The sequence below is a fragment of the Streptomyces sp. NPDC056144 genome, assembly GCF_042264145.1.
Lineage (GTDB): Bacteria > Actinomycetota > Actinomycetes > Streptomycetales > Streptomycetaceae > Streptomyces.
Genome location: NZ_JBHJVF010000011.1, coordinates 102,069 through 128,020 on the forward strand (window position 1 = coordinate 102,069; position 25,952 = coordinate 128,020).

The following is a 25,952-nucleotide window of genomic DNA, read 5'->3' on the forward strand; positions in this document are numbered from 1 at the left end:
CCTGCGCCGGACGGGCGACTTCGGAGGGTGGCGACGCATGTCGCCACCCTCTGTATCGGTTTCGTCACGGATAGTCGCATTATCGGTTGAACTGTCCGACGCGCTCTTCCGGAGGAACCCCGCATGGCTGCACGCCTCATCCGCCCGCTCGCCGCCACCGCCGCCGCCACCCTGGCCTTCGGCGGCCTCGCCCTCACCGGCGCCCCGTCGGCCTTCGCCGCCCCCGGCGACAACGGCGACGTCAAGATCCACGAGGTCGGCACCGACCCCGACGACCAGAGGGACGAGCCGAAGGTCTGCGACTTCTACCTCGCGGCCTTCAACTTCGACACCCTCCAGGAAGTCGACTGGGAGATCACGCCCCAGCCACCCAAGGCCGACGATCCGAACCTCAGCGGCCACATCACGCTCACCAGCGGCAAGGGACACACCGGCCCGCTGTCGCTGCCCGACGGCATGTACAAGCTCGTGTGGACCTTCGAGGGGGAGAACGGCGCCGGCAAGCAGAAGGTCTTCAAGGTCGACTGCCCCGACACCAACCCGACCCCGACCCCCACCGCCACCAACGGCAACGGCGGTCCCGGCGGAGGCCCGGGAGGCCCCGGCGGTAACGGCCACGGCAAGCCCCCGCACGGCCCGGTCGGCGCGGGCGGCGGCGGCAGCGCGCCGATCGCGGCGGAGGACTCCTCGGCTTTCGGTATCGGGGCCGCCGTCGCGGCAGGCCTCGCCGGTACGGCCGGACTGGTCCTGATCCGTCGCTCGCGCCGCCGCGACAATGGCGCCGCGTAGGTCCCGCCTCACGACCGGGCCCCGTCCCGCGCCCCCGCTCCGCCCCGTGCGCCGATCCCGTCTCGCGCGCCGGCGGAAACGGCTCCTCCGGCTCACCAGGACTGTCACGGTCACGTGCGTCCTGGTGGCCGGGGTGGCCTGGTGGGCAGGCGACGGGGAACCCGCCGGTCCGCCGCTCGCCGCCGGTCAGGTCGCGGCGGGAGCGGCGGCCGGCGCCCCGGCCGCCCTCGACCACAAGGCCAGCGACCTGCGGACCGCCGGCGTCAAGGCCGCGTCCCGGGCGCTCGCCAAGCCCAAGCCCCCGCCCAAGCCGGCACCCCCACCCGCACCGCTGGCCCGCTCGCGTCCCACGGTGCTCGCCGTCCCCGCCATCACCATCGAGGCACCGGTCACCACGCTCGGACTCGACGGCGACGGCCGGCTCGCCACCCCGCCCGTCGACAACCCGCGGATCGTCGGCTGGTACGGGAAGGGCGCCACGCCCGGGGAGCGCGGCACGGCCGTGGTCGTCGGCCACCGCGACACGCTCAGCGGCCCCGCCGTCTTCCTGAACCTCGACTCGCTCAGCGCCGGCAACACCGTGCGCGTCGGGCGCGCGGACGGCAAGGTCGCCGTCTTCACGGTCGACCGGGTCAAGACGTACGCGAAGGACGCGTTCCCCGACAAGGAGGTGTACGGCCCCACAGGGCGGCCCGAACTACGGCTCCTCACCTGCGGCGGAACGTTCGACCGCAAGAAGGGGTACGAGGCGAACATCGTCGTCTTCGCCCACCTCACCGACGTCGACCGGGAGATCTGACGGTCGGACCGACGGGAGGGCGGCGGGGCCCAGCCGCCCTCGCCGCCCTCCACCACCCCTCGACATTCCCACCCCTCGGCATTCCCCTGCTCAGTCCCCTGCGCGGGCGCCCGCGACCCGGCGCGCACCCGCCGGGTACGGCAGGGCCACCGACAGGGCCGCCGCCCGGTCGAAGCCCTCGGCCGCCTCCCCTTCGCGGCCGAGGGCGGCGAGGGCGGCGGCCCGTACCGTTCGGGCCTCGACCTCCGCGAGCCGCTCCCCGGCCCGCTCCGCCCGGTCGACCTCGGCTCCCGCCACGTCGGCGGCCTCCCCGGCCCGCCCGCAGGCCAGCAGCGCCCACGCGCGCAGGTGGGCCGTCCCGGCCTCCCGGTAGCCGTCGAGCAGCGCCAGCGCCTCCTCGGGCCGGCCTTCCCGTACCGCCAGTTCGGCGCGCGCCGACCTGACCTCGTACAGCGCCTGGTGGTCGCCCTGGGCCAGGGCCGTCCGCTCGGCCGGGTCGAGGAGCTCGCCGCCGCCCGGCTCCTCCTCCCGCATCCGCACGCGCGCGCGTGCCACGAGGGCGTAGGGCGCGCACCAGGCCGTCGGCGGCTCCGCGTCCCGTACGGCCGTCTCGGCGAGCTCGCGGGCCTCCGTCACCTCCTCCATCAGAAGGTGGAGCTCGGCCAGGTTGGCCCGCTCGAAGACCGTGGCCGTCGAATCGCCCGAGCGCTCCGCGAGCGCGAGGGCCCGGCGGCCCGTCGCGATCGCCTCGCGCAGCCGCCCGCTGCGGCGGGACGTCTCGCGCAGGACCGAGAGGACCGAGCCGAGCAACTGCGGATCGCCGTACGCCTCCGCGTGCGGAAGCGCGCGGTCCGCGACCGGGCGCGCCTCCCCGAACCGGCCCGCGAGACCCAGCGAGGTGGCCCGCAGGGCCAGCGCCCTGGCGAGCAGCCCGCGCCGCTCGGGTCCCGTCGCCGCCCGCGCCGCGTCCTCCGCGGACCGCGCGGCGACGACCCCGTCCTCGTACCGGCCGGTGACGAAACACAGCACCGCGCGCGCGAGATGGTGCGCGCTGGCCACGGCGGGCGGGGTGGCGGGGCCGGGCGGGGAGGCGTCGAGGAGCCGGAAACCCTCCTCCGTGCCGCGGGTCTTCGGCATCAGCTCCGCGAGCCGCGCCGCCGCCAGGACCCGGCCGTCCGCGTCCCCGCGCCGGGTCAGCTCCTCCAGGGCCTCGCCGAGCAGCCGCGCCGCCTCGTCGAAGCGGCCGAGGCGGCGCAGGACGGCACTGCGGTCGACACGGGCCCGCGCGGACTCGGCGGCGAGCGCGTCGAGCCGGTCGGTGAGCTCGGCGTAGTAGCGGTCGGCGGTGTCGTTCGCGTACAGCGCGGCGGCGCGCTCGGCGGCCTGGCGCAGGTAGTCGGTGGCGCGCGGGTCGTCGGCCCGGGTCAGATGGGTCGCGAGCGCGTCCACGGCGTCGGGGCGGCGGCGGAGCACGGCCTCCGCGTACGCCGAGTGCAGGAGCCGGCGACGGGCGGCCGAGAGGCCGTCGTAGCAGGTCAGACGCACCAGGGGGTGACGGAACACGAGCCCGGCGACGGGCCGTCCCTCGCAGACCACCGGCCGTTCCTCGACGACCGAGGCGGCGACCGCCGCCTCCACGCCCTCCGTCGCCTCGGCCGCCGAGAGTCGCGGGTGCCCGCCGCGGCGGGCGACGTCGAGGACCTCGCCGAGGGCGGCGTCCTGCCCGGCGACGGCGACCGCGTCGACGACCCGGCGGGCCGCCGGCCCCAGCCGGGCCAGGCGCTCGGCCACCAGCTGCCGTACGCCTTCCGGGGCACTCGGCCGCCCGTCGCCGTCGCGCACCGCGCGGGCCAGTTCGAGGGCGAAGAGCGGATTGCCGAGCGACAGCTCCCACACCCGCTCCGGTACGTCTCCGTCGGCGCCCAGCGCGTCCGCCGTGAGGGCCAGAGAGGCCTCGCGGGAGAGCCGGGGCAGTTCGACCCAGGCGGCCAGGGACTGACGGAGCAGCAGGTCGAGGGCCTGGCGGCGGGGGTCGGACGCGGGAAGTTCCTCGGGACGCACCGTGGCGAGAAGTCGCCAAGGCCTTCCGCCCTCCCTCGCCCGTCGCGCAAGATGGCTGAGGAGCTGGAACGAGCCCGCGTCCGCCGCGTGGAGGTCGTCCAGCACCACCATCACGGGCCGCTCCGCCGCCAGTTCCCCGAGCAGCCCCGCCGTCGCCCGGAACAGCCGGTCCCGCTCCTCCTCGGGACTCCGTCCGCTCTCGGGGCGCACCCGCCCCAAGGACGGCAGCAGCGAAGCCAGTTCGGGATACTCCGCCCCCGCCCTGGCCCGCTCCGCGGTCGGCCGGTCCGCCAGCCAGCCGTCCAGCGCCTCGGCGAACGGGCCGTACGGCGTGTGCCCCTCCGCGTCGTGGCCCGCACCCCACAGCACGGCCGTACCCTCCGCGGCCGCCCGCCGGGCGGCCTCCCCGGCAAGGCGCGTCTTGCCGAGGCCCGCCTCGCCCGTGAGGAGGAGGACGGGCGGGGAGCCGGCGGCGAGCAGCCGGGCGAGCAGGTCGTCCCGGCCGCGCAGCGGGGCGGTCGGCGGCTGCCGCACCACCGCCGGCAGCGCCGGTCCCACGGAGCGGGGGGCCGGGACGGGCGCCGCGAGGGCCGCGCGGTGCAGCCGCTCGGTCTCCCGGCCCGGGCGGACGCCGAACTCGGCGTCCAGCGCCTCGCGGCACAGGTGGTACTGGGCGACCGCCCGGCGCCGCAGGCCCTGGCGGACGTAGGCCCCGATGAGGATCCGGTGCGCCTCCTCCTCGGCGGGGGACGCCGCGAGGACCTGCTCGGCCGCCGGGATCGCCTCCTCGGGGGCGCCCGCGGCCAGGTGGGCGGAGGCGAGGGCGAGCAGGGTGCGCTCGCGGAGTGCGGTCAGCCGTTCGCGGCGGGGCTGGGCCCAGGGGGCGTAGCGGTCTTCGGGGAGCAGTTCGCCCGTGAAGGCGGCCAGGGCGGCGGCGAGCTCGGCGCGCCCGCCGAGGGCCAGTGCCGCCTCGGCGAGGGCCTCGGCCTCGTCGGCGTCGATCCGTACCGTGCGCGGATCGAGACGGAGAAGGGAGCCCTCACTGGTCAGATAGGAGGAGGTGGAACGAGGTGCCAGTTCGGGTTCGATCGCCCGGCGGGCGGCGTGCAGCGCCACCCGCAGGCTGCCGAGGGCTGCCTGCGGATCGGCGTCCGGCCAGCAGATCTCCATGGCCTGCTCTCGGTGGAGGCTGTGGCCGGGGGCGACCGCGAGCAGCTTCACCAGCGTCCGGGCGCTCGGGCGCGGCCACCGCTCGGAGAGCGGCGGCCCGCCGTCCCTGTCGACCCGGAACCCGCCGAAGAGTCGCACGCGCAGCGTCGTCGCCGCGCCCGCTGGTATGTCTGCGCTCATGAGGGCGCCCACTGTAATGGGTGCCCCGAGCAACGGAATGGTGCGTCCGGAAAGCGGACGCGACGGCCCCCGCCCGGTCGGGACCGGACGGGGGCCGTCATGAGGGGGGCAGCGGCCCCGGGGATCAGGAGGCGGTCAGCCGGCCCGTCACCATGCCGTGCAGCTGGTTGTCCTGGACGAGGTAGCGTCCGCCGTTCAGCTCGATCGTCCGGTCGAAACCGGTGTCGTCCTTGCCCAGGCCGACGAACTCGTCCACCCCGTCGCCGTCGAGGTCGGCGACGACCAGGTTCTGGCTGGCGTAGCCGGTCAGCTTGGCGAGGTGGTCCGGGTAGTTGCGGCCGGCGGAGAGCACGGCCGGGTCCCAGAGGTACGTGGCGCCCTCGGTGCCGCCGACGATCAGGCGTCGGCCGCCGGGGCCGTTCGCGAACTCCGCCCGGTGCAGGGTCGGCAGGGTGAAGACGCTGTACTGGGAGCCGTCCTTGGCGTACTGGCGCAGCGAGGCCGTTCCGGCGAGGACGAGGCCCTCGTCGGCGCCGGTGAACCAGTTGCCGACCGTCCAGACGCCGCCGCCGACCGAGGTGCGCACGACCTCGCCGGTGCGGACGTCACGGAACTCGAAGTACGTCACGAGGTTGGCGCCCTGTCGCACGATCCAGGAGTAGACGGCCGCGTGCCCGTCCGCGTACGGGATCTCGGGCGAAGCGTACACACCGTGGTAGAGCTGGGCGCCGTAGATCGTGGTGTCCGCGTCTCCGGTCCAGGTCGGGTCCGCCGACCAGAGGGCCTTGCCGGTGCGGCCGTCGAGGGCGGTGCCGCCGACCGTGCCCGTGCCGTCGAGCACGTCGGGCGTCTGGTACGAACCCAGGACCTTGCCCTCCGTGACGGCCAGGTCGGAGAAGGCGAGGCCGGGGGCGGGGGAGTACTTCCACAGGAGCCGGCCGTTGCCGCCGTAGGCGCGTACCGCGTCGGTCGGGACGAGGATCTCGTCGTCGCCGTCCCGGTCCAGGTCACCGACCGTCACGGAGCGGACGAACGCGCCGCCGCCGTCGATGGTCTGACGGACCCGGCCGGTGCGGGCGTCGACGACCGCCGTCGCCGTGTCGGCCGCCACGACGAGGTCGTCACGACGACCGTCGCCGTCGGTGTCGGCGATCCGGATGTCCCCCTGCACGGAGCCGGGGAGGGTCGTCTGCCACAGCACGCGGGGCTTCCCCGACGCCAGCGACGGGCCGTCGTAGGCCCACAGGCCCTGGGACTGGCCGCCGACGACCACGTCCTTGAAGCCGTCGCCGTTCACGTCCGCCGCGAGCCCGGTGCTCAGGTCGCCCTGGAGGGGGTCGACGGAGGCCTGCTTGCCGTTGCCGAGCCGGTAGGAGCGGATGTTCTGGTCGCTGTCGACGGTCCGCACCCGCCACTCGTCGCCCGCCCGGTACGGCTCCGCGTAGACCGGGGAGGCGACCGCGCCCTTCTGCTGCCAGCGCACCTCGCCGCTCCGGCCGTTCAGCGCGGTCAGGGTGCCGTAGCGCCCGGCGCCCGGGTTGGCGGCGGTCTCGACGCCCTCGGTGGTGACGTACGAGGCCAGGACCTTGCCGTCCACGACCCTCAGGCCGAGCGCCGAGTCGCCGTCCTTGAAGTTGTCGGCGGCCCGCTTGACGGTGTGCGCCCACAGTTCGGACGCGTCGTCGCCGTTCACCGCCCGAACCATGGAGGCGTTGATCCACAGGTTCTCGTCGAGCGTGGACTCGCTGAGCACGTACTCCGGTGCCGCGTCCCCGCTCACCTGCCCGATCCGCAGCCCGATGCCGAGCGCGTTGACCCGGGTGTCCAGGACCGCGCGGGTGCCGTCGGCCGGGTCGTAGGCGACGAGCTCGTACCGTACGCCGTCCCGGGAGTCCGCCTGCTCCAGGGCGACCAGGCGTCCGCGTGCCGCGTCCTGGGCCAGCTGGCGGGAGTAGAGGCCGGCGTCCGTCGTCCACGCCACCGAACCGTCGGCGGTGTCGAGGACGAGCGTGTGGCCGGCGGCCGGGGCGGTCGCGGTCTTCCGCACGTACCAGGAGACGGCGACCCGCCCGTCCCCGAGCGGCAGGGTGGAGCCCCACCGCCCGTCGCGCTGCCCCGTCTCGTACGACCAGACGGTGGTCGCCGCGAGCTTCCCCTCGGCGTACGAGAAGCGGAACGCCTGGAGGGAGGCGGTCGCGGTCTTCGGGGCGTTGACGTTGGTGGACGGCTGGTCGCCGACGAGGAGGGTGTCGCCGACCAGCGTGACCTGCTGGGCGTCGGCGAAGATCCTGGACCACAGGGTCCGGCCCGTCGCGCCGTCGAGGACGGTGACGAAGGTGCCGGTGGTGAGGGTCGAGCCCGGCGAGGTGAACGGGCGGTACGGGCTGGTGCCGACCTCGGCGGTGAAGACGACGTCCGCGACCCCGTCCCCCGTCAGGTCGCCCTGCGTCCAGCCCCGGTCGGAGCTGTCCGCGTACGGGCTGTTGGCGTGGAAGCCGGTGGTGATCCGCGCCGGGTACGCCTCGGTCTGCCACGGCCGGATGTTCTTGACCTGCCAGTCCGCGTACAGGGAGGCGTTGTCCCGCTTCCAGACCGTGCGGCCGTCCTCCGTGAGACGGGTGACGGTGCCGAGGCTGTGCACGGCGAGGAAGTCGCCCCGCCCGCCGCCGAGCTGGGCGGTGTCGGCCAGGCCTCGGTAGGTCTCCAGGGCGGAGGTCTGGGTGACGGTCAGGCCGGCGGCGGTGGTCCCGGCGGTGTCGGAAGCGCCCTCGGCGCTCTGGAGCGAGGCCCCCGACTCCTGCGAGGCGCCCGGCCCCTGCGGGGTGACGTCGAGCGGCGCGGCCGGTTCGGCGCGCTGCTCCAGGGCGTCGGCCTGGGCGTCCGTGAGGACCCGTCCGAGGGGTTCGTCGTCGGCGTACGCCGTGGTGGCGGGCAGCGCGGTGAGCGCGAGGCCGGCCGCGACGAGGGCGGAGGCGAGGCGCAGGCCGCGCTGGGAACGGTGGGTCATCACGCCGCCTTCGGGGAGCTCGGGAGGATCCGGATGGCCGAACGGTCCGTGAGGACCGACTGGTTGAAGGAGTACGGGAGGGCGTCCGTGCCCGCCTGGTTCTCGATGCCGACGGTCGCGCTGCCGCCCGCTTCGAGGGCGTTCGCTCCGATCGACTGGTACTGGAGGACGATCGCGCCGGTCGCCTCCTCGAAGACCGCCTCGAAGGTGACGCGCTTGGAGGTGTCGGCGACGAGGGCCGCGTTCTCCCAGACGATCGCGAACCGCCGCTGGCCGGCCGTGCCGCTGACGGCGGTCTTGACCGAGGCCTTGGAGTCGAGGGTCAGGTCGTCCCAGTACGCGGCGAGGATGCCGTTGGGCTGGCCCGGCGAGGGCAGCGCGGTGTTGGCGTAGTCGCCGAGGCGCGGGGACAGGAAGTTGACCAGGCCGTTGGTGGTGACGCTCGCCTGGCTGTAGTTCACGCCGTAGAAGGAGACGGGGAACGGCAGGGCGATCGTCTTCGCGTTCTCGTCGCCGGACAGGGCCAGCTTCGTCGACGCGGAGGTCCAGGCGTAGGTGGCCGGCCGGCAGGAGTTCCCGGCGGCGTCGGTACGGGCGGGCAGCGCGGCCGTCACGGTCTCGGCGGCGTCCACGGCGAGGACGGCGCTGTAGACGCCGTTGCAGAGGACGGGGGCCGCCGGGGTGGCGGTGAGGGTGAACGAACCCTCGGCGACGGCCGGGAAGCGGAAGGCTCCGGCGGCGTCGGTGACGACCGTGCCGAGCGGGGCGTCCGTGAGGCGGACGGTGGCGCCCTTGAGCGGCTTGCCCGTGACGTCGAGGACGGTGCCGCCGACGGCGTGCGTGGGGACGGCGTCCAGACCGAGGTCGTGGGAGAGGGTCTGGCCGGTGGTGAGCGCGAGCCCGTCCGCGACGACGTCGCGGTAGCCGTAGCCGCTGCCCCGGAGGGTGTACGTGCCGGCGGGGAGCGTGAGGCGGTACGCGCCGGAGGCATCGGTGGTCACCGAGCGGCGGGACTCGCCGGCGGTGGCGGAGACGGAGATCCCGGCGAGCGGGGCGCCGGTCGCGCGGTCGGTGACCGTGCCGGAGAGGGTGGCCGCGGTGTGCGGGGCGCGGTCGACGGCGGTGAGGATGTCGAGCTTGCCCTCGCCCCAGACGTTGTTGGCGGCGGCGGTGCCGCCGCAGTGGGTGTCGTCGACGTCACGGGCCGAGCCGTTGAGTGCGGCGCGGGTGCCCTCGATGTCGCCGATGAGCGAGGGGGCCGAGGACCAGAGCAGGGCGACGGCTCCGGCGACGTGCGGGGTCGCCATGGACGTACCGGAGATGGCGCTGTAGGTGCCGCCCGGCCAGGAGGAGCGGACGTCGACGCCCGGGGCCGAGATGTTCGGCTTCATCGAGCCGTCGACGAGGGACGGGCCGAAGCCGGAGAACGAGGCGATCTTGCCGTTCACGTCGTAGGCGCCGACGCCGTAGGCCGGGGCCTGGGCGCCGGGGGCCTCGGTGGTGGAGCAGGAGGTGCCGTTGCCCGCGTTGCCGGCGGCGAAGGCCTCGAAGATCCCGGCGGCGTTCCAGGAGGTGATGATGTCCTGGTAGAAGGTCGTGTTCCCGCCGCCCCAGGAGTTGTTGACGATGTCGGGGGCGAGGTCCGGCCGCGGGTTCTGCCCGGTGCGGTCGGTCGGCGCCAGGATCCACTGGCCCGACTTGAGCAGCGAGGAGTCCGAGCAGCTGCGGGCCTCGCAGCCCTTGGCGGCGATCCAGGTGGCGCCGGGGGCGACGCCGATGCCGCCCGCGCCCGCGATCGTGCCCATGGTGTGGGTGCCGTGGCCGTTGTTGTCGCAGGGCACGCCGCCGGTGCACTGCCCGGTCGGGTCGTACCAGTTGTAGTCGTGGCTGAAGGTGCCGTCGCCGAGGTTGCCCCGGTAGTTGCCCTTCAGGGCCGGGTGGTCGAACTGCACGCCGGAGTCGATGTTCGCGACGACGATGCCCTCGCCGCGGTTGTCGTACTGGGACCAGACCTGGTCGGCCTTGATGTCCTTGACGCCCCACTCGGCGGTGGTGGAGTCCTCGGCAGTGGTGGGGTCCTCGGCGGCCGCCGTCGCGCTCGCCTCGACCGTGTCGAGGGCGTAGTGGCGCTCCTGGCGGAGGGAGGCCACGTCCGGGCGGGCGGCGAGCCGCTCGACGAGTTCCTTGCCGCCGGTGACCTTGACGGCGTTGGCGATCCAGTACGACTCGTAGCCGACCTTGGCCCGGTCGAGGAAGCGGGTCAGGGAGCTCTGGCTTCGGGTGGCCTCGGTGCGCAGCGCGTCGAAGGCGGCGCGGGCCTTCCGCTCGTGGCCGCGCTCGGTGCGGGCCTTCGCGAGGTCGGCGCGGTCGGCGAGGACGACGAAGAAGGTCGCCTCGCCGCCGGCCTCGACGGTCGCGGTGACGGCGGGGTCGACGGTCGCGCCGGGCGCCTTGGCAGAGGGTGCCGCGGACGGCGCGGCGGCCACGGCGGGGGCGACGAGCAGCGCCGTGAGCGTGGCGGCGGCGGTGGCCCAGGCGGTGGTTCCGCGCCGGATCGGTGAGCGGGGCAGGTGCATGTGAGTGGCTCCTCCAACGCTGGTTCTGGGGGGAAGCCGACGCCCCGCCACCCCCATGCGGGTGGCCCGGGGGAAGGGCCTGGAGGGGCGGGGCGGGCTCGGTCGGCGACGCTAGGACCAGGGCGTTACTGAGGAATTACCGAAGGGCGGGGGAGCCGGGGCGCGGCCCCGGGTACGCCGGGCGGGGCGGGGGCAAGGTGACTTCCGCCAGATCCGGAGCCGTACGCCTGTACGGGACATCCGTGGACACTTCGCTTCCGGAACGGCACGATCGGCGTGACCGGTCCGGCCCGCCCGCACCCGGCGCGGCGGAGCCCGTACGAGACCCAGGGCACTCCCGCCGACCCTGGCGCCAGAAAACTAACGGCGCTAGTTTGGGTGCGGACGACGAACCCGTCGGTAACGTGAGGAGACAGCGGATGAAGGCCCACGACGCGATGTACATCGGCGGGGAGTGGCGTCCCGCCTCCTCGACGGAGACCATCCCCGTGATCAACCCCACCGACGAGCAGGTCATCGGCCATGTCCCGGCCGGTACGGCCGAGGACGTCGACGCCGCCGTACGCGCCGCCCGCGCCGCCCGCGCCGCCCTCCCCGGCTGGGCCACCACCCCGCCCGCCGAGCGGGCCGCCCGCATCGCCGCCCTCCGCGACGCGCTCGCCGCCCGCGCCGACGAGATCGCCGCCACCGTCACCGCCGAGCTCGGCGCCCCGCCGCAGCTCGCCGCCGCCGTCCACGCCGGACTGCCGATCGCCGTCGCCGGGACGTACGCCGAACTCGCCGCCACCCACCCCTTCGAGGAGAAGGTCGGCAACTCCACGGTCTACGCCGAGCCGGTCGGCGTCGTCGCCGCGATCACCCCCTGGAACTACCCGCTCCACCAGATCGTCGCCAAGGTCGCCCCGGCGCTCGCCGCCGGCTGCACCACCGTCCTCAAGCCCGCCGAGGACACCCCGCTCACCGCCCAGCTCTTCGCCGAGGCCGCCCACGAGGCCGGCCTGCCCGCCGGCGTCTTCAACCTCGTCACCGGCCTCGGCCCGGTCGCCGGACAGGCGCTCGCCGAGCACCCGGACGTCGACCTCGTCTCCTTCACCGGCTCCACCGCCGTCGGCCGCCGCATAGGCGCCCTCGCGGGCGGCGCCGTCAAGCGGGTCGCCCTCGAACTCGGCGGCAAGTCCGCCAACGTCATCCTGCCGAGCGCCGACCTTCCCAAGGCCGTCGCCGTCGGCATCGCCAACGTCATGTCCAACTCCGGCCAGACGTGCAGCGCCTGGACCCGGATGCTCGTCCCCGCCGAGCGGTACGAGGAGGCCGTGGCGCTCGCCGCCGAGGCCGTCGCCAAGTACGTCCCCGGCGAGCGCGTGGGCCCCCTCGTCAACGCCAAGCAGCAGCAGCGCGTCCGCGGCTACATCGAGAAGGGCATCGAGGAGGGCGCCCGCCTCGTCGCCGGCGGCCCCGAGGCCCCCCGCGAGACCGGCTACTTCGTCTCCCCGACCGTCTTCGCCGACGTCACCCCCGAGATGACCGTCGCCCGCGAGGAGATCTTCGGCCCGGTCGTCTCGATCATCCGGTACGAGGACGAGGCCGACGCCCTGGCCATCGCCAACGGCACCGAGTACGGCCTCGCCGGAGCCGTCTGGGGCGAGCCCGAGGCGGCCGTCGCCTTCGCCCGCCGCATGGAGACCGGCCAGGTCGACATCAACGGCGGCCGCTTCAACCCGCTGGCCCCCTTCGGCGGCTGGAAGCAGTCCGGCGTGGGCCGCGAGCTCGGCGCGCACGGCCTGGCCGAGTACCTCCAGACGAAGTCCCTCCAGTTCTGACAGCTCTGGCAGTTCAGCCAGTTCAGCCAGTTCAGCCAGTTCAGACCGCTCTGACAGTTCCCAGTCACGAGGAGCACAGCACGTGAGCCTGATCCGCGCCGCCGTCCTGCCCGCCGTCGGCTCCCCCCTGGAGATCACCGGCATCGAACTCCCCGAGCCCGGCCCCGGCCAGGTCCGGGTCCGGCTCGCCGCCGCCGGGGTCTGCCACTCCGACCTGTCGCTCTCCAACGGCACCATGCGCGTGCCGGTCCCGGCCGTCCTCGGTCACGAGGGCGCCGGGACGGTGGTCTCCGTCGGCGAGGGCGTCACGCACGTCGCCCCCGGCGACGGCGTCGTCCTCAACTGGGCGCCGTCCTGCGGCGACTGCCACCCCTGCTCGCTCGGCGAGGTCTGGCTCTGCGCCAACGCCCTCGCCGGGTCGGCGAACGTCCACGCCCGCACCGAGGACGGCACCGAGCTCCACCCGGGCCTCAACGTCGCCGCCTTCGCCGAGGAGACGGTCGTCGCCGCGAACTGCGTCCTGCCCGCCCCCGACGGCGTCCCGCTGACCGACGCGGCCCTCCTCGGCTGCGCCGTCCTCACCGGCTGGGGCGCGGTCCACCACTCCGCCCGCGTCCGCGAGGGCGAGACGGTCGCCGTCTTCGGTGTCGGCGGCGTCGGCCTCGCCACGCTCCAGGCGGCCAGGATCGCGGGCGCGTCGACGATCGTCGCCGTCGACGTCTCCCCGGAGAAGGAGGCGCTGGCGAGGGCGGCGGGAGCCACCGAGTACGTCGTCGCCTCCGACACGACGGCCAAGGAGATCCGGAAGCTGACGGGCGGACACGGGGCCGACGTGGCCGTGGAGTGCGTCGGCCGCGCCGTGACCATCCGTACGGCCTGGGAGTCCACCCGGCGCGGCGGCCGCACCACGGTCGTCGGCATCGGCGGCAAGGACCAGCAGGTGAGCTTCCACGCCCTGGAGCTCTTCCACTGGGGCCGTACGCTCTCCGGCTGCGTCTACGGCAACTCGAACCCGGCCGTCGACCTCCCGGTCCTCGCCGAGCACATCAGGGCCGGACGCTTCGACCTCGGCGCGCTCGTCACCGAGCGGATCACCCTCGACGGCATCCCCGGGGCCTTCGACAACATGCTCGCGGGCAAGGGCGGCCGGGCCCTGGTCGTCTTCCCGTAGGGCGTCCGGTAGGCCGGTTTCCGCGAGAACGGGAACGAGAACGGGAACGAGAACGGGAACGAGAACGGGAACGAGAAGGCCGCGCCACCCGGGGGGAGGGCGCGGCCTTCCTCGTACGCGTCAGCGGGCCGTCTCGGCCGCCACCGCCCGCGGGCGCGACCGAGACACCGCCACACCCGCCAGGCACAGCGCGCCCCCGGCGAGGGTCAGCGCGCCCGGCAGCTCGCCCAGGAACACCCAGGCCAGCAGCACGACCAGCGCCGGTACGGCGTAGGTCGTCGCGCCCATCCGCCCCGCCGTCGTACGGGCCAGGGCGTAGGCCCAGGTCGTGAACGCGAGCGCGGTCGGGAACACGCCCAGGTAGATCATGTTCAGGGTCGCGCTCAGCGGCGCCCGCCCCGCCTCCTCGACCAGCTGTCCCGCGAACGGCAGGCAGGCCGCCGCGCCCACCAGGCACCCGAAGGTCGTCACCTGGAGCGCGCTGCCGTGGGCCAGCGCCGGCTTCTGGGCGACGACCCCGCCCGCGTACGCCACCGCCGCGACCAGGCAGAGCAGGACGCCGAGCACCGAGGCGTGCCCCTCGCCGGACATCGACAGGCCGACCGTCACCGCGCCCGCGAAGGAGACGGCCATGCCCGCGAGCAGCCGGGGAGGCAGCGACTCCTTCAGGAAACGGGCACCGAGCAGGGCGATGAGGATCGGGCCGATGTTCACGATCATCGCCGCCGTGCCCGCGTCGACCTCCTGCTCGCCCCAGTTGAGGACCACCATGTAGACCCCGAACCAGAGCAGCCCCGAGGTCAGGATCCCGGGCCAGGCGGCCCGGGGAGGCAGGCCCTCGCGCCGGACGACCAGGACGGCGACGAGGACCAGGGCCCCGGCGAGCAGCCGCCCGAGGGCGAGCGCGCCGGGGGAGTAGGCGGCCCCGGCGCTGCGGATGGAGACGAAGGCGGACGCCCACAGGACGACGGTGACACCGGCGGCGGCGAGGGCGAGACGAGCGGATCGGTTCTGCATGCCCCGACGGTAGGCCGAGAACCCTTCGGCGCTCACCGCAATATCCGCGGGCCGCTGCCCACGGGTTCCTATGCCAGCGCCCCCGCCTCGATCCCCAGCGTCTCCCGCAGCGCCCTCTCGCCCTCCGCCGTCACCTTCACCGCCCGTTCCGACCCGATCCGTACGCACCAGCCGGCCTCCAGCACGTGCGCGCACAGCGCCGCGCCCGCGACCCCCGCCAGATGCGGCCTGCGCTCGGTCCAGTCGAGGCAGGCGCGGGCCAGGGGCCGGCGGCCCTTCGGCACGACGGCGATGCCGAGGTCCTCGAACCAGCCGAGCCCCCGGTCCGTGAGCGCGAAGCCGGTGTCCTGGCGCAGGAGCCCACGCGCGGTCATGGCCTCGGTGACGGCGATGCCGAGCCGCCCGGCGAGGTGGTCGTAGCAGGTACGGCCCCGGGCCATCGCCGCCCCCGCGTTCGCGGCCCGCAGCGAGCGGGGCGGCGCGGGCGTCGCAGGCTCGGAGCGCGCGGCGAGGTCCTCGACGAGGTGGGCGACCCCCGGGTCGGCGAGGCGCACGTACCGGTGCCTGCCCTGCCGCTCCTCGGTCAGCACCCCTCCCGCGACGAGCTTCCCGAGGTGCTCGCTCGCGGTGGACGGCGCCACGCGCGCGTGGCGGGCGAGTTCCCCGGCGGTCCAGGCGCGCCCGTCGAGCAGGGCGAGGACGAACGCGGCACGGGTCTCGTCCGCGAAGAGCGCCGCGAGAGCGGCGAGGTCACTGGCAGCCATGCGTCCAGCCTGCCGCACTCACCCTTCGGCGGCGGCCGAACTCTCCGTGGTCGAACCCTCCGTGGCCGAACCGCCCGCCGAACCCTCCGCCCCCGGACCCTCCGGGCGCGGGAACTGCGCCGCAAGCCCGTCGAGCAGCGCCCGCAGCCCCGTCTCGAAGGCGCGGTCGTCGACCTTCTGCCGGTGCTCCGAGAGGAGGTGGGCCTGACCGAGGTGGGGGTAGTCGGCGGGGTCGTACGCCGCCTCGTCGTCGACGAATCCGCGCGCGAAGGAACCGAGGGCGGAGCCGGTGATGAAGTACCGCATGAGCGCGCCGATCGAGGTGGCCTGGGCGGGGGGCCAGCCCGCGCGGACCATCGCGCCGAAGACCGCGTCGGCGACCTTGAGGCCCGCCGGGCGGCGGCCGGGGCCCTGGGCGAGCACCGGGACGATGTGCGGGTGGTCGGCGAGGGCCGCGCGGTAGGAGACCGCCCAGTCGCGCAGCGCCGTGCGCCAGTCGCGCCCGTCGGCCTCGTCGAACATCGTCAGGTCGATCTTCGCGCTGACCGCGTCCGCCACCGCGTCGAGGATCTCGTCCTTCGTGCGGAAGTGGTTGTAGAGGGACGGGCCGCTGACCCCGAGTTCGGCCGCGAGCCGTCGGGTGGAGAGCGCGGCGAGCCCCTCCGCGTCGACGAGGGCACCCGCCGTTCCGACGATGCGGTCACGGCTGAGCAGGGGCTTGCGCGGTCGGGCCATGGCGCACATAGTAGGCGTGGCACAAAAAACTAGCAGTGGTAATTAATTGCGAGTGGGGTGGCACGGGCATGAATCTGGAGCTGAGCGAGGAGCAGGAGGCCGTACGGCGGCTCGCCGAGGAGTTCGTGGCCCGCGAGGTCACCCCGTACTCCACCGCCTGGGACCGAGCCGAGGAGGTCGACCGGTCGATCGTGAAGAAGCTCGGCGCCGTCGGCTTCCTCGGGCTCACCATCCCGGAGGAGTACGGCGGTTCGGGCGGCGACCACCTCGCGTACTGCCTCGTCACCGAGGAGCTCGGACGCGGCGACTCCTCCGTGCGCGGCATCGTCTCCGTCTCCCTCGGCCTGGTCGCCAAGACCCTCGCGAGCTGGGGCACCGAGGAGCAGAAGCAGGCGTGGCTGCCCCGCCTCGCCTCCGGCGACGCGCTCGGCTGCTTCGGCCTCACCGAGCCCGGCACGGGCTCCGACGCGGGCAACCTGACCACCCGCGCGGTCCGCGACGGCGACACCGGGGACTACGTCGTCAACGGCACCAAGATGTTCATCACCAACGGCACCTGGGCCGACCTGGTCCTGCTCTTCGCCCGGACCAACGACACCCCGGGCCACAAGGGCGTCTCCGCCTTCCTCGTCCCCACCGACACCCCCGGCCTCACCCGTCGCACCATCCACGGCAAGCTCGGCCTGCGCGGCCAGGCCACCGCGGAACTGGTCTTCGAGGACGTCCGGGTCCCCGCCTCCGCGATGCTCGGCCCCGAGGGCAAGGGCTTCGCCGTCGCCATGTCCGCCCTCGCCAAGGGCCGTATGTCGGTCGCCGCCGGCTGCGTCGGCATCGCGCAGGCCGCCCTCGACGCGGCCCTGCGGTACGCGGGGGAGCGCGAGCAGTTCGGGAAGTCCATCGCCTCGTACCAGCTCGTGCAGGAGCTGATCAGCGACATCGCCGTCGACGTGGACGCGGCCCGGCTGCTGACCTGGCGGGTCGCCGACCTGATCGACCGGGGGCAGGACTTCGCCACCGCCGCCTCCAAGGCGAAGCTGTACGCCTCCGAGGCCGCCGTCCGCGCGGCGAACAACGCCCTCCAGGTCTTCGGCGGGTACGGCTACATCGACGAGTACCCCGTCGGCAAGCTGGTCCGCGACGCCCGCGTCATGACGCTCTACGAAGGCACCAGCCAGATCCAGAAGCTCATCATCGGCCGCGCGCTGACGGGGGTCTCCGCCTTCTGAGCGCTGGATCTCCCGGTCGTCTGAGTACGCGACTGAGTATCCGGGCGGATGTGGCCCCGGCCACATCCGCCCGATGCTGTCCGGCATGAGCGACACACCGGTCAAGCAGCAGAACACCGCCGCCTACTACACGCAGGCCGTCATCTCCTTCGGCATCGCCCTCGCCGCCGTGGCCGTCGGCATCTACCAGCTGGAGGCCAGCGGCTGGGTGCGGGCCTTCCTCGCGATCGCGGTCCTGTACCTCACGACCTCGGCCTTCACGCTCGCCAAGGTGATCCGCGACCGCCAGGAGGCCGGCCAGATCGTCAGCCGGGTCGACCAGGCCCGCCTGGACAAGCTCCTCGCCGAGCACGACCCCTTCCACAAGCTCTAAGCGCTTGCTCACCCTCGTTGTATGGTGTTCGTCCTGACGGGGTCGAGAAGGAGTGTGGGATGAGCGTGGCGGAGGAGACGCCCGGGCACGAGGACGTGCCCTGGGCCGAGGTCACGCCCGAGGCGGCCAGACGGCTGCTCGTGGCCGCCGTCGACGCGTTCGCCGAACGCGGCTACCACGCGACCACTACCCGGGACATCGCCGGCCGCGCCGGCATGAGCCCGGCCGCGCTCTACATCCACTACAAGACCAAGGAAGAGCTGCTCCACCGGATCAGCCGCATCGGTCACCGTCGCGCCCTGGAGATCCTCAGTGCCGGGGCCGACGGCGAGGGCACCGCCGCCGAGCGGCTGGCCGACGCCGTCCACTCCTTCGTCCGCTGGCACGCCGAGGGCCACGCCACCGCGCGCATCGTCCAGTACGAGCTGGACGCCCTCAGCCCGGAGCACCGGGCCGAGATCGTCGAGCTCCGCAAGGAGTCCGACGCCGCCGTGCGGCGGATCATCGAGGAGGGCGTCGCGGCGGGCGAGTTCGACGTGCCGGACATCCCCGGCACCACCGTCGCCGTGCTCTCGCTCTGCATCGACGTCTCGCGCTGGTTCACCACGCAGGGCCGCAGGACGGCCGACGAGGTCGGCGCGCTCTACGCCGACCTCGTCCTCCGCATGGTCGGAGGGGCCCGGAAGTAGCCGGACCCCCGACCGTCGTTCCGGCTCGGAAGTGGTTCAGAAGTAGTAGCGGGAGACCGACTCGGCGAAGCAGACGGGCTTCTCGGAGCCCTCGCGCTCGACGGTCACCGCCGCCGTGACCTGCACGCCGCCGCCGGCCTCCTCGACCTTCGTCAGGACGGCCGTGGCGCGCAGCCGCGAGCCGACCGGCACGGGAGAGGGGAAGCGGACCTTCTCGGTGCCGTAGTTGAGACCCATCTTCATGCCTTCGACCCGCAGGATCTGCGGGACGAAGAGCGGCAGCAGCGAGAGCGTCAGGTAGCCGTGCGCGATCGTCGCGCCGAACGGGCCCTCGGCGGCGCGCTCCGGGTCGACGTGGATCCACTGGTGGTCGCCGGTGGCGTCGGCGAAGAGGTCGATGCGCTTCTGGTCGATCTCCAGCCACTCGCTGTACCCCAGCTGCTCGCCGACCCCCGCGCGCAGCTCGTCGGCGGAGGTGAAGATCCTCGGCTCGGCCATGTTCCCGCTCCCTCAGATGGACTCGTCTACTACTCGGACTAAGCGCTTGCTCAGCATTGTGGTGCGAGCGGTCTCCTGTCAACGGACGTAGGTAGGGTTCGGGGAGTGGCGCAGCTTCCAGAGAAGATCAACGAACTGACCGTCGGCCAGCTCTCGGCCCGCAGCGGGGCCGCCGTCTCCGCCCTGCACTTCTACGAGGCCAAGGGGCTCATCCGCAGCCGCCGCACCCCGGGCAACCAGCGCCGCTACAGCCGCGACACCCTCCGCCGGGTCGCCTTCGTCCGGGCCGCGCAGCGCGTCGGCATCCCGCTCGCCACGGTCCGCGAGGCCCTGGCCCGGCTCCCGGAGGAACGCACCCCGACGAAGGAGGACTGGGCGCGGCTCTCGGCGGCCTGGCGCACCGAACTCGACGAGCGCATCCGGCAACTGGGCCGCCTCCGCGACCACCTGACGGACTGCATCGGCTGCGGCTGTCTCTCCCTGGACAACTGCGTCCTGTCCAACCCCGACGACGTCATCGGCGACCGGATCGTCGGCTCGGTCCTCATGCCGGTCCGCCGCCCCGGCGAGGACAGCTCGCCCTAGGACGGAAGAATCCGGAGGTACGAGCTCCGCTCCGCGCCGCCCGCCGAGGGGCCACGTCCCTCGGGGCGGCGCGCTGGGTCCCGCGACCCCGCCGGGCCCGGGGAGCCGTACCGCCCTACTCGTCCCCCCTCGTCGGACCGCCCGATGCCGGCGGAGACCATGCCGGGCCGCCCCTCGGGGGAGCGCGATGCTTCCGAGCCGGCAGGGCCGGAGGAGGCCACCGTCACCGGGCCGCGCCTCAGGCCGCTGGTCGTACCGTCGGCCGTACCGCGGTCCGTACGGCGGGGTCTCCGAGCCGTGGCTCAGGCCGTCAGGTCGTGACTCAGGCCGCCGCCGAGGCCAGTGGGCGGTGTCCGGCCCGTGCCCGGGCCAGTGCCCCGGAGGTCAGCGCCGCGCGCGGGACGCCGACACCGCAGTCCCCGCACACCGGGCCGAGCCGTGTCTCGTACGCGTCCCCCGACCCGCTCCGCCACTCGATCCGGGGTCCCTCGCACACCGGACACCGGTCGCCCGGACCGTCCTCCAGGGCGGTGACCAGACGACGGATCACCTCCGGCAGCGGGTCCGAGGGGTGCACCTCCGGGTCGCCGCACCGCACCACCCCGTTGCCGCCCCAGACGCGCCGGTGCCAGTCGTCGACCGCGCCGAGCCGCCGCAGCCCCTCGTGCTTCTCGCGCCGCCGCCGCGCGGCGAACTGCTCCTCGTACGCGAGCCACACGGCCCGCGCCTCCTCCAGCTCGTCCAGAGCGGCCACCAGCCGCCCCGGGTCGAGCTCCCGGTCCTCGGGCCCGAACCTGTGCCTCCGGCACAGATGGTCCCAGGTCGCCCGGTGCCCGTAGGGTGCGAACCGCTCCAGGCACTTGCGCAGCGAGTACCTGCGCAGCGCCGTGTCGCACCCGGGATCGCGCACCTGTCTCGCGAGACTCCGGAAACCGGCCATCTCTCGCCACCTCCGTCGCTGGTCCTACCGCGGTATCAGGTGGACGAACGAGCGGCCCGCCGTGTTCCGGCGACACGCGGGAAAGCGTCAAAGTCCCGCCCGGGCCGCCGCCACGACGATCCGGGCGAGTTCCGGGCGGCGGATCTCGCCGTGCGAGCGGACCACCTCGGCCGCGTCGACGCTCACGCACCCCGCGCCCGGCACCCCGTCGCGCAGCGCCTCCGCCAGGGTCAGCGCCATCGTCCCCGGCACCGCGAGGACGCCGTCGTACCCGATCGCGCCCCAGCGCGGATCCCGCGCGCCGAGTATCCCGGCCGGAGAGAGGGCGGCCGGAGCCGCCACCGGGCCCGCCATCGGACCCGCCACCGACTCCGCGTCGCCCGCCAGCCGCGACGCCAGCGGGTACATGACCCCGAGCGCCGTGTCGTGCCGCGAGTAGCAGGCCACCACGGGCCCCCGCACCCGGTCCTGCGTCCCGCGGAGCGCGCCGGGGCGGCCCGGGTCGTGCGGCAGGCGCGGAGCGAAGGCGTAGTGCGAGAAGGCACCCTGAAGCAGGGTCACGGAGGCCACGGGCCGGGTCCCCGCCGGCAGCCCCCGCAGCGCGTACGCGACGAGCCGGGCGCCCATGCTGTGCCCCACCAGGTGGATCCGCAGACCGGGAGCCGCGCGGGCCACCTCGCCGAGCAGCGGTCCGAGCCCCGCCTCGCCGACCCGCCCGGCCCGCCGCTTCATCACGTAGTACGTGGCCTGGCGCAGCACCTCCTTGGCGCCCTTCCAGTACCGGCCGATCCCGCCCCCGAAGCCTGGGTCGAGCCCCGGACCGAAGCCGGGACCGAGGGGGGTCTCGCCGGTCTCCTCCAGCGCCTCGGTGAACACCGCGCAGACCTCCACCGGATCCGCGACCAGGAACTCCGGCACGGACGCCCCGCCCCCCACCAGGCCCTCCCCGTCCCCGGGCACGTCCGTCAGCTCCCGCAGCAGCTCCCCGAACTCCGCGAACGCCGCCTCCTCCGGCGGCGCCAGCGAGAGCAGCTCCGTGATCCGCCCGATGACCGCCTCCTTCTCCGGGAGGGCCGTCACGAGCGCCCGGTAGTCGCGCACCGGCTCGTCCGCGAAGATCATCGAGGGCCACATCACCCCCGCGTACCCGGCCTCGACGCCCGGCCCGAAGAGCCCGGGGAAGGGGGCGAAGAAGTCCGAGCAGAGCCGGGTGGCACCGGAGGGGGAGTTGTTCCATCCGTGCGCGAGCAGGACGAGGTCCGTCACCCCCTGCCGGGCCAGCGCGACCAGGGTCGCGGACTGCCCCGCGGGCCCGTCGCCGTCCTTGTCGAAGGTGAGCTCCCGGTGCGGCTCCACACTCATCCCGGTCACGGCACGACCCGCCCCTCCACGTCGAGGTGGCCGCGCGCGGCGGCTCCCTGGCAGCATGCCCGCGCCGGGCCCCGCCCAGACCTGTGACGGGGACGGGCCGTCAGCGGTAGAGCAGGTACGCGCTCCGCACCGCCCGGAAGGCCGCGAGCCCGGGCTCCCAGGCCCCGACGACCTCGTCGGTGTCCGCACCCGCGTCGATCAGGGTCCGTACCCGCGTCGAACCGGTCAGCTTGTCGATCCACTGGTCGGCCCGCCAGGCGAAGCCCGGCCACGAGCCGCGGGCCGTGACGAGGAGTCCGATCCCGGTCCGCACCGGGTCGAAGGCCTTCCGGTCGTCGACGTGCAGCTGGACCCCGCCCACCGTCCTGCCCTGGAACTTCGAGAACGTCGGCGCGAAGTACGCCTCGCGGAAGTGGACCCCCGGCAGCCCGAGCGCGTTCGCCGCCTCCGCCCACCGGCGGTCGATCCCCTCGGCGCCGAGCAGTTCGAAGGGCCGGGTCGTGCCCCGCCCCTCGGAGAGGTTCGTCCCCTCGAAGAGGCAGGTGCCGGAGTAGACGAGCGCCGTGTCGGGCGTCGGCATGTTGGGGCTCGGCGGCACCCAGGGCAGTCCGGTCGCGTCGAAGAACTCCCCGCGCCGCCACCCCGCCATCCGGACCGTCTCCAGCTCCACCGGTTTCGCCAGGAACTCCGCGTTGAAGAGCAGCGCGAGCTCGGCCACCGTCATGCCGTGCGCCTGCGCGATCGGCTCGCGCCCGACGAAGGTCGCGAACGCCCGCTCCAGGACGGGCCCGAGCGCGGCGCGCCCGGTGACCGGGTTCGGCCGGTCGAGGACCACGAACCGCTTCCCGGCGAGCGCGGCCGCCGCCATGCAGTCGTACAGCGTCCAGATGTACGTGTAGAAGCGCGCGCCCACGTCCTGGATGTCGAAGACGACGGTGTCCACGCCGGAGGCGGTGAAGACGTCCGCGAGGGCCTGCCCGCTCTTGAGGTAGGTGTCGTGGACGGGGAGGCCGGTGGCGGGGTCGTCGTACCGGCCCTCGGAGCCGCCGGCCTGGGCGGTGCCCCGGAAACCGTGCTCGGGGCCGAAGACGGCGACGAGGTCGACCCGGTCGTCGGCGTGCATGACGTCGACGACGTGCCGGGCGTCGGCGGTGACGCCGGTCGGGTTGGTGACGATCCCGACGCGCTCGCCCGCGAGGAGCGCGTACCCGTCCGCCGCGAGCCGCTCGAAGCCGGTCCGCACCCGGCCGTGACCGGGCGGCGGGGAAGAGGCGGACGCGGTGGACGTGGTGGAGGCGGTGGCCACCACCGCCCCTCCCGCGGCCAGCAGACTCCGTCGCGACAGACCCATGGGACCTCCTCGGAACGACCGGGGTGACATGCGCACGCACGCTAGCGCCCGGCGGCGCTCCGGGGAACGAGGCATGCGGAAGAGGCCTTCCGCACCGCCATACCGACCGGTTAGTCTGCCCGCGTCGACGCGTCGGAAAGCCGACCGGCCGATCAGGGGAAGGCAGGCAGGCCCATGGAGAAGGAACACCGCCTCGAAGGCACCCGCGTCGTCGTCACCGGCGCCGCCGGCGGGATCGGCGCGGCCCTCGCCCGCCGCTTCGCGGCCGAGGGCGCCCGCGTCGTCGTCAACGACCTCGACCCGGCCCGTACCGCCGCCATGGCCGAGGAGATCGGCGGCCTCGCCGTCCCGGGCGACGCCTCAGCCGTCGTCGAGGAGGCCCGCGAGGCCCTCGGCGGATCCGTCGACATCTGGTGCGCCAACGCCGGGCTCTCCTCGCCGGGCGACGCCTTCGCCGACGAGGACGTCTGGGCCGCCGCCTGGGACGTCAACGTCATGGCCCACGTCCGCGCGGCCCGCGCCCTGCTCCCGGAGTGGCTGGAGCGCGGCGAGGGCCGGTTCGTGTCCACGGTTTCCGCCGCCGGGCTGCTCACGATGATCGGCGCGGCCCCGTACAGCGTCTCCAAGCACGGCGCGTACGCCTTCGCCGAATGGCTCTCCCTCACCTACCGCCACCGCGGTCTCCGGGTCCACGCGATCTGCCCGCAGGGCGTCCGTACGGACATGCTCACCGCCGCCGGATCGGCCGGCGAGCTCGTCCTTGCCCCCACCGCCATCGAGCCCGAGGACGTCGCCGACGCCCTCCTCGACGCCATCGCCGCCGACCGCTTCCTCGTCCTGCCCCACCCCGAGGTCGCCGGCTACTACCGCAACCGCGCCACCGACCCGGAGCGCTGGCTCGGCACGATGAACCACGTGCAGCGGGCCTGGGAGACGGGCACCCGCTGATCGGGTGGGAAGATGAGCGCACAAGTACGTCACGAGGGAAGGCGGCGGAGCATGGCCAGGACGACGGACGAGAGCGAGGCGCCCGTCCCGCAGAGGCTGCTCGCCGCCGCCACCCGCCTCTTCGCGGAGCAGGGGTACGACCGCACCTCCGTCCAGGAGATCGTGGAGGCCGCCGGGGTCACCAAGGGCGCGCTCTACCACTACTTCGGCTCGAAGGAGGACCTCCTCCAGGAGGTCTACGCCCGGGTCCTGCGCCTCCAGCAGGAGCGGCTCGACGCCTACGCGGATTCCGACGCGCCCATCGAGGACCGGCTGCGCGGAGCCGCCGCCGACGTCGTCGTCACGACCATCGAGAACCTCGACGACGCCGCCATCTTCTTCCGCTCCATGCACCACCTCAGCCCGGAGAAGAACAAGCAGGTGCGGGCCGAGCGGCGCCGCTACCACGAGCGCTTCCGCGCCCTGGTCGAAGAGGGCCAGAGCTCCGGCGTCTTCTCCTCGGCGACCCCCGCCTCGCTCGTCGTCGACTACCACTTCGGCTCGGTGCACCACCTGTCCACGTGGTACCGCCCGGACGGCCCGCTGACCCCGCAGCAGGTCGCCGACCACCTGGCCGACCTCCTGCTGCGGGCCCTGCGCCCGTGAGGTCTCACAGGTAGCGCTTCAACTCCCGCCGCGCCAGCGACCGCTGGTGCACCTCGTCCGGGCCGTCCGCCAGCTTCAGGGTCCGCGCGGCGGCCCAGAGTTCGGCGAGCGGGAAGTCCTGCGAGACCCCGCCGGCGCCGTGCAGCTGCACGGCCTTGTCGATGATGTCGACGATCGCGCGCGGGGTGGCGATCTTGATGGCCTGGATCTCGGTGTGCGCGCCCCGGTTGCCCACGGTGTCCATGAGCCAGGCCGTCTTGAGGACGAGCAGCCGCAGCTGCTCGATCGTCACCCGAGCGTCGGCGATCCAGGTCTGGACGACGCCCTGCTGGGCGAGCGTCTTCCCGAAGGCGGTACGGGAGACCGCGCGGCGGCACATCAGCTCGACCGCCCGCTCAGCCATGCCGATGAGCCGCATGCAGTGGTGGATGCGGCCGGGGCCGAGCCGGGCCTGCGCGATGGCGAAGCCGCCGCCCTCCTCGCCGATGAGGTTCGAGGCAGGGACCCGTACCCCGTCGAAGACCACCTCGGCGTGGCCGCCGTGGTAGTGGTCCTCGTACCCGTACACCGTCATCGCGCGCCGCACCTCGACGCCGGGGGTGTCGCGCGGCACGAGGATCATCGACTGCTGGCGGCGCGGGTCCGGGTTGTCGGGGTCGGTCTTGCCCATGACGATGAGGATCCGGCAGTCGGGGTTCATGGCCCCGGAGATGTACCACTTGCGGCCGTCGACGACGTACGCGTCCCCGTCCCGCCGGATCCGCGTCTCGACGTTGGTCGCGTCGGACGAGGCCACCTCGGGCTCCGTCATCGCGAAGGCGGAGCGGATCTCGCCCGCGAGGAGCGGCTCCAGCCACTGCTTCTTCTGCGCCTCGTCGCCGAACTGGGCGAGCAGCTCCATGTTCCCGGTGTCCGGGGCCGCGCAGTTGAGGGCGGTCGGGGCGAGCTGGGGGCTGCGGCCGGTGATCTCGGCGAGCGGGGCGTACTGGAGGTTGGTCAGGCCCGCCCCGTACTCCGCATCGGGAAGGCTGTGCTGGTCTACGAAGAAGAGATTCCACAGACCCTGCCGCTTCGCCTCCGCCTTGAGGTCCTCCACGATCTGCGGGGTGTCCCACGGGGAGGCGAGCAGCGCGCGCTGCCCCTCGGCGACGGCCTCGGCCGGGTACACGTGCTCGTCCATGAAGGCCAGGAGCCGGGTCCGGAGCTCCTCGGTGCGGGCGTCGTACGCGAAGTCCAT

At 74.1% G+C, this 25,952-nt stretch carries 21 protein-coding genes; 10 read left to right on the top strand and 11 right to left on the bottom strand.

Annotated elements, in window-relative coordinates; genetic code table 11:
* Positions 1 to 123 precede the first annotated feature (123 nt).
* Positions 124 to 789 carry a hypothetical protein gene (locus ACFC0Z_RS27800; RefSeq protein WP_376443385.1) on the top strand — a complete coding sequence of 222 codons (666 nt, stop codon included), beginning with the start codon at positions 124 to 126 and terminating at the stop codon, positions 787 to 789.
* Positions 790 to 922: 133 nt separating this feature from the next.
* Positions 923 to 1,588: a class F sortase gene (locus ACFC0Z_RS27805; protein ID WP_376443387.1), complete on the top strand. Its 666-nt coding sequence runs from the start codon at positions 923 to 925 to the stop codon at positions 1,586 to 1,588.
* A 90-nt stretch (positions 1,589 to 1,678) separates the two neighbouring features.
* On the opposite strand, the gene ACFC0Z_RS27810 is transcribed toward ACFC0Z_RS27805, so the two are convergent.
* From ACFC0Z_RS27810 to ACFC0Z_RS27820, 3 genes are all read right to left on the bottom strand, one after another.
* On the bottom strand, positions 1,679 to 4,999 hold the full coding sequence (locus ACFC0Z_RS27810) for an AAA family ATPase (RefSeq protein WP_376443389.1): 3,321 nt from the start codon (positions 4,997 to 4,999) through the stop codon (positions 1,679 to 1,681).
* Positions 5,000 to 5,123: 124 nt separating this feature from the next.
* Entirely contained in the window at positions 5,124 to 8,006 is a 2,883-nt protein-coding gene (locus ACFC0Z_RS27815; protein WP_376443392.1) for a hypothetical protein, read from the bottom strand.
* Positions 8,006 to 10,582 carry a S8 family serine peptidase gene (locus ACFC0Z_RS27820; RefSeq protein ID WP_376443394.1) on the bottom strand — a complete coding sequence of 859 codons (2,577 nt, stop codon included), beginning with the start codon at positions 10,580 to 10,582 and terminating at the stop codon, positions 8,006 to 8,008. Before ACFC0Z_RS27820 ends, ACFC0Z_RS27815 begins: the two co-directional genes overlap by 1 nt.
* Positions 10,583 to 11,001: 419 nt before the next feature.
* Here ACFC0Z_RS27820 and ACFC0Z_RS27825 point away from each other — a divergent pair, with 419 nt between their 5' ends.
* Together ACFC0Z_RS27825 and ACFC0Z_RS27830 are read left to right on the top strand one after the other, a co-directional pair.
* Entirely contained in the window at positions 11,002 to 12,402 is a 1,401-nt protein-coding gene (locus ACFC0Z_RS27825; RefSeq protein ID WP_376443396.1) for an aldehyde dehydrogenase family protein, read from the top strand.
* 88 nt (positions 12,403 to 12,490) lie between these two features.
* The gene (locus tag ACFC0Z_RS27830; RefSeq protein ID WP_376443620.1) at positions 12,491 to 13,573 is read left to right on the top strand and encodes a Zn-dependent alcohol dehydrogenase; all 1,083 of its coding nucleotides are present in this window, start codon (positions 12,491 to 12,493) and stop codon (positions 13,571 to 13,573) included.
* Between the two features lie 120 nt (positions 13,574 to 13,693).
* On the opposite strand, the gene ACFC0Z_RS27835 is transcribed toward ACFC0Z_RS27830, so the two are convergent.
* From ACFC0Z_RS27835 to ACFC0Z_RS27845, 3 genes are all read right to left on the bottom strand, one after another.
* On the bottom strand, positions 13,694 to 14,590 hold the full coding sequence (locus tag ACFC0Z_RS27835; protein WP_376443398.1) for a DMT family transporter: 897 nt from the start codon (positions 14,588 to 14,590) through the stop codon (positions 13,694 to 13,696).
* Positions 14,591 to 14,658: 68 nt separating this feature from the next.
* On the bottom strand, positions 14,659 to 15,354 hold the full coding sequence (locus ACFC0Z_RS27840) for an ArsR/SmtB family transcription factor (RefSeq protein WP_376443400.1): 696 nt from the start codon (positions 15,352 to 15,354) through the stop codon (positions 14,659 to 14,661).
* Positions 15,355 to 15,372: 18 nt separating this feature from the next.
* Positions 15,373 to 16,089: a TetR/AcrR family transcriptional regulator gene (locus ACFC0Z_RS27845; protein WP_376443402.1), complete on the bottom strand. Its 717-nt coding sequence runs from the start codon at positions 16,087 to 16,089 to the stop codon at positions 15,373 to 15,375.
* 68 nt (positions 16,090 to 16,157) lie between these two features.
* Between ACFC0Z_RS27845 and ACFC0Z_RS27850 the strand changes: the two genes are divergently transcribed.
* The 3 genes from ACFC0Z_RS27850 (at position 16,158) to ACFC0Z_RS27860 (ending at position 18,377) form a co-directional block, all read left to right on the top strand.
* Complete coding sequence (locus tag ACFC0Z_RS27850; RefSeq protein WP_376443405.1) at positions 16,158 to 17,315, top strand: acyl-CoA dehydrogenase family protein; 1,158 nt, start codon at positions 16,158 to 16,160, stop codon at positions 17,313 to 17,315.
* A gap of 85 nt (positions 17,316 to 17,400) precedes the next feature.
* Positions 17,401 to 17,688 (top strand): YiaA/YiaB family inner membrane protein, encoded by a 288-nt coding sequence (locus ACFC0Z_RS27855; protein WP_376443408.1) that lies wholly within the window; start codon positions 17,401 to 17,403, stop codon positions 17,686 to 17,688.
* 59 nt (positions 17,689 to 17,747) lie between these two features.
* Positions 17,748 to 18,377, top strand: coding sequence for a TetR/AcrR family transcriptional regulator (locus ACFC0Z_RS27860; protein WP_376443410.1), 630 nt, complete (start codon positions 17,748 to 17,750; stop codon positions 18,375 to 18,377).
* 36 nt (positions 18,378 to 18,413) lie between these two features.
* Here the strand turns inward: ACFC0Z_RS27860 and ACFC0Z_RS27865 are convergent, their stop codons facing one another.
* Positions 18,414 to 18,875 (bottom strand): MaoC family dehydratase, encoded by a 462-nt coding sequence (locus ACFC0Z_RS27865; RefSeq protein ID WP_376443412.1) that lies wholly within the window; start codon positions 18,873 to 18,875, stop codon positions 18,414 to 18,416.
* A 105-nt stretch (positions 18,876 to 18,980) separates the two neighbouring features.
* Here ACFC0Z_RS27865 and soxR point away from each other — a divergent pair, with 105 nt between their 5' ends.
* Complete coding sequence (soxR, locus tag ACFC0Z_RS27870) at positions 18,981 to 19,460, top strand: redox-sensitive transcriptional activator SoxR (protein WP_376443414.1); 480 nt, start codon at positions 18,981 to 18,983, stop codon at positions 19,458 to 19,460.
* Between the two features lie 322 nt (positions 19,461 to 19,782).
* On the opposite strand, the gene ACFC0Z_RS27875 is transcribed toward soxR, so the two are convergent.
* The 3 genes from ACFC0Z_RS27875 to ACFC0Z_RS27885 all read right to left on the bottom strand — a co-directional run bounded on the left by ACFC0Z_RS27875 (position 19,783) and on the right by ACFC0Z_RS27885 (position 23,122).
* A complete protein-coding gene (locus ACFC0Z_RS27875; RefSeq protein ID WP_376443417.1) occupies positions 19,783 to 20,400 on the bottom strand; it encodes a hypothetical protein in 618 nt (205 codons plus the stop codon).
* Between the two features lie 87 nt (positions 20,401 to 20,487).
* On the bottom strand, positions 20,488 to 21,762 hold the full coding sequence (locus tag ACFC0Z_RS27880) for a serine-threonine protein kinase (protein ID WP_376443420.1): 1,275 nt from the start codon (positions 21,760 to 21,762) through the stop codon (positions 20,488 to 20,490).
* 109 nt (positions 21,763 to 21,871) lie between these two features.
* The gene (locus ACFC0Z_RS27885) at positions 21,872 to 23,122 is read right to left on the bottom strand and encodes an exo-beta-N-acetylmuramidase NamZ domain-containing protein (protein ID WP_376443423.1); all 1,251 of its coding nucleotides are present in this window, start codon (positions 23,120 to 23,122) and stop codon (positions 21,872 to 21,874) included.
* Positions 23,123 to 23,296: 174 nt separating this feature from the next.
* On the opposite strand from ACFC0Z_RS27885, the gene ACFC0Z_RS27890 reads away from it, so the two are divergent.
* Both ACFC0Z_RS27890 and ACFC0Z_RS27895 read left to right on the top strand, forming a co-directional pair.
* Positions 23,297 to 24,070, top strand: a complete 774-nt coding sequence (locus tag ACFC0Z_RS27890; protein WP_376443425.1) for an SDR family oxidoreductase — start codon at positions 23,297 to 23,299, stop codon at positions 24,068 to 24,070.
* A 51-nt stretch (positions 24,071 to 24,121) separates the two neighbouring features.
* Positions 24,122 to 24,715 (top strand): TetR/AcrR family transcriptional regulator, encoded by a 594-nt coding sequence (locus ACFC0Z_RS27895; RefSeq protein WP_376443428.1) that lies wholly within the window; start codon positions 24,122 to 24,124, stop codon positions 24,713 to 24,715.
* A gap of 4 nt (positions 24,716 to 24,719) precedes the next feature.
* On the opposite strand, the gene ACFC0Z_RS27900 is transcribed toward ACFC0Z_RS27895, so the two are convergent.
* Complete coding sequence (locus ACFC0Z_RS27900) at positions 24,720 to 25,952, bottom strand: acyl-CoA dehydrogenase family protein (protein ID WP_376443431.1); 1,233 nt, start codon at positions 25,950 to 25,952, stop codon at positions 24,720 to 24,722.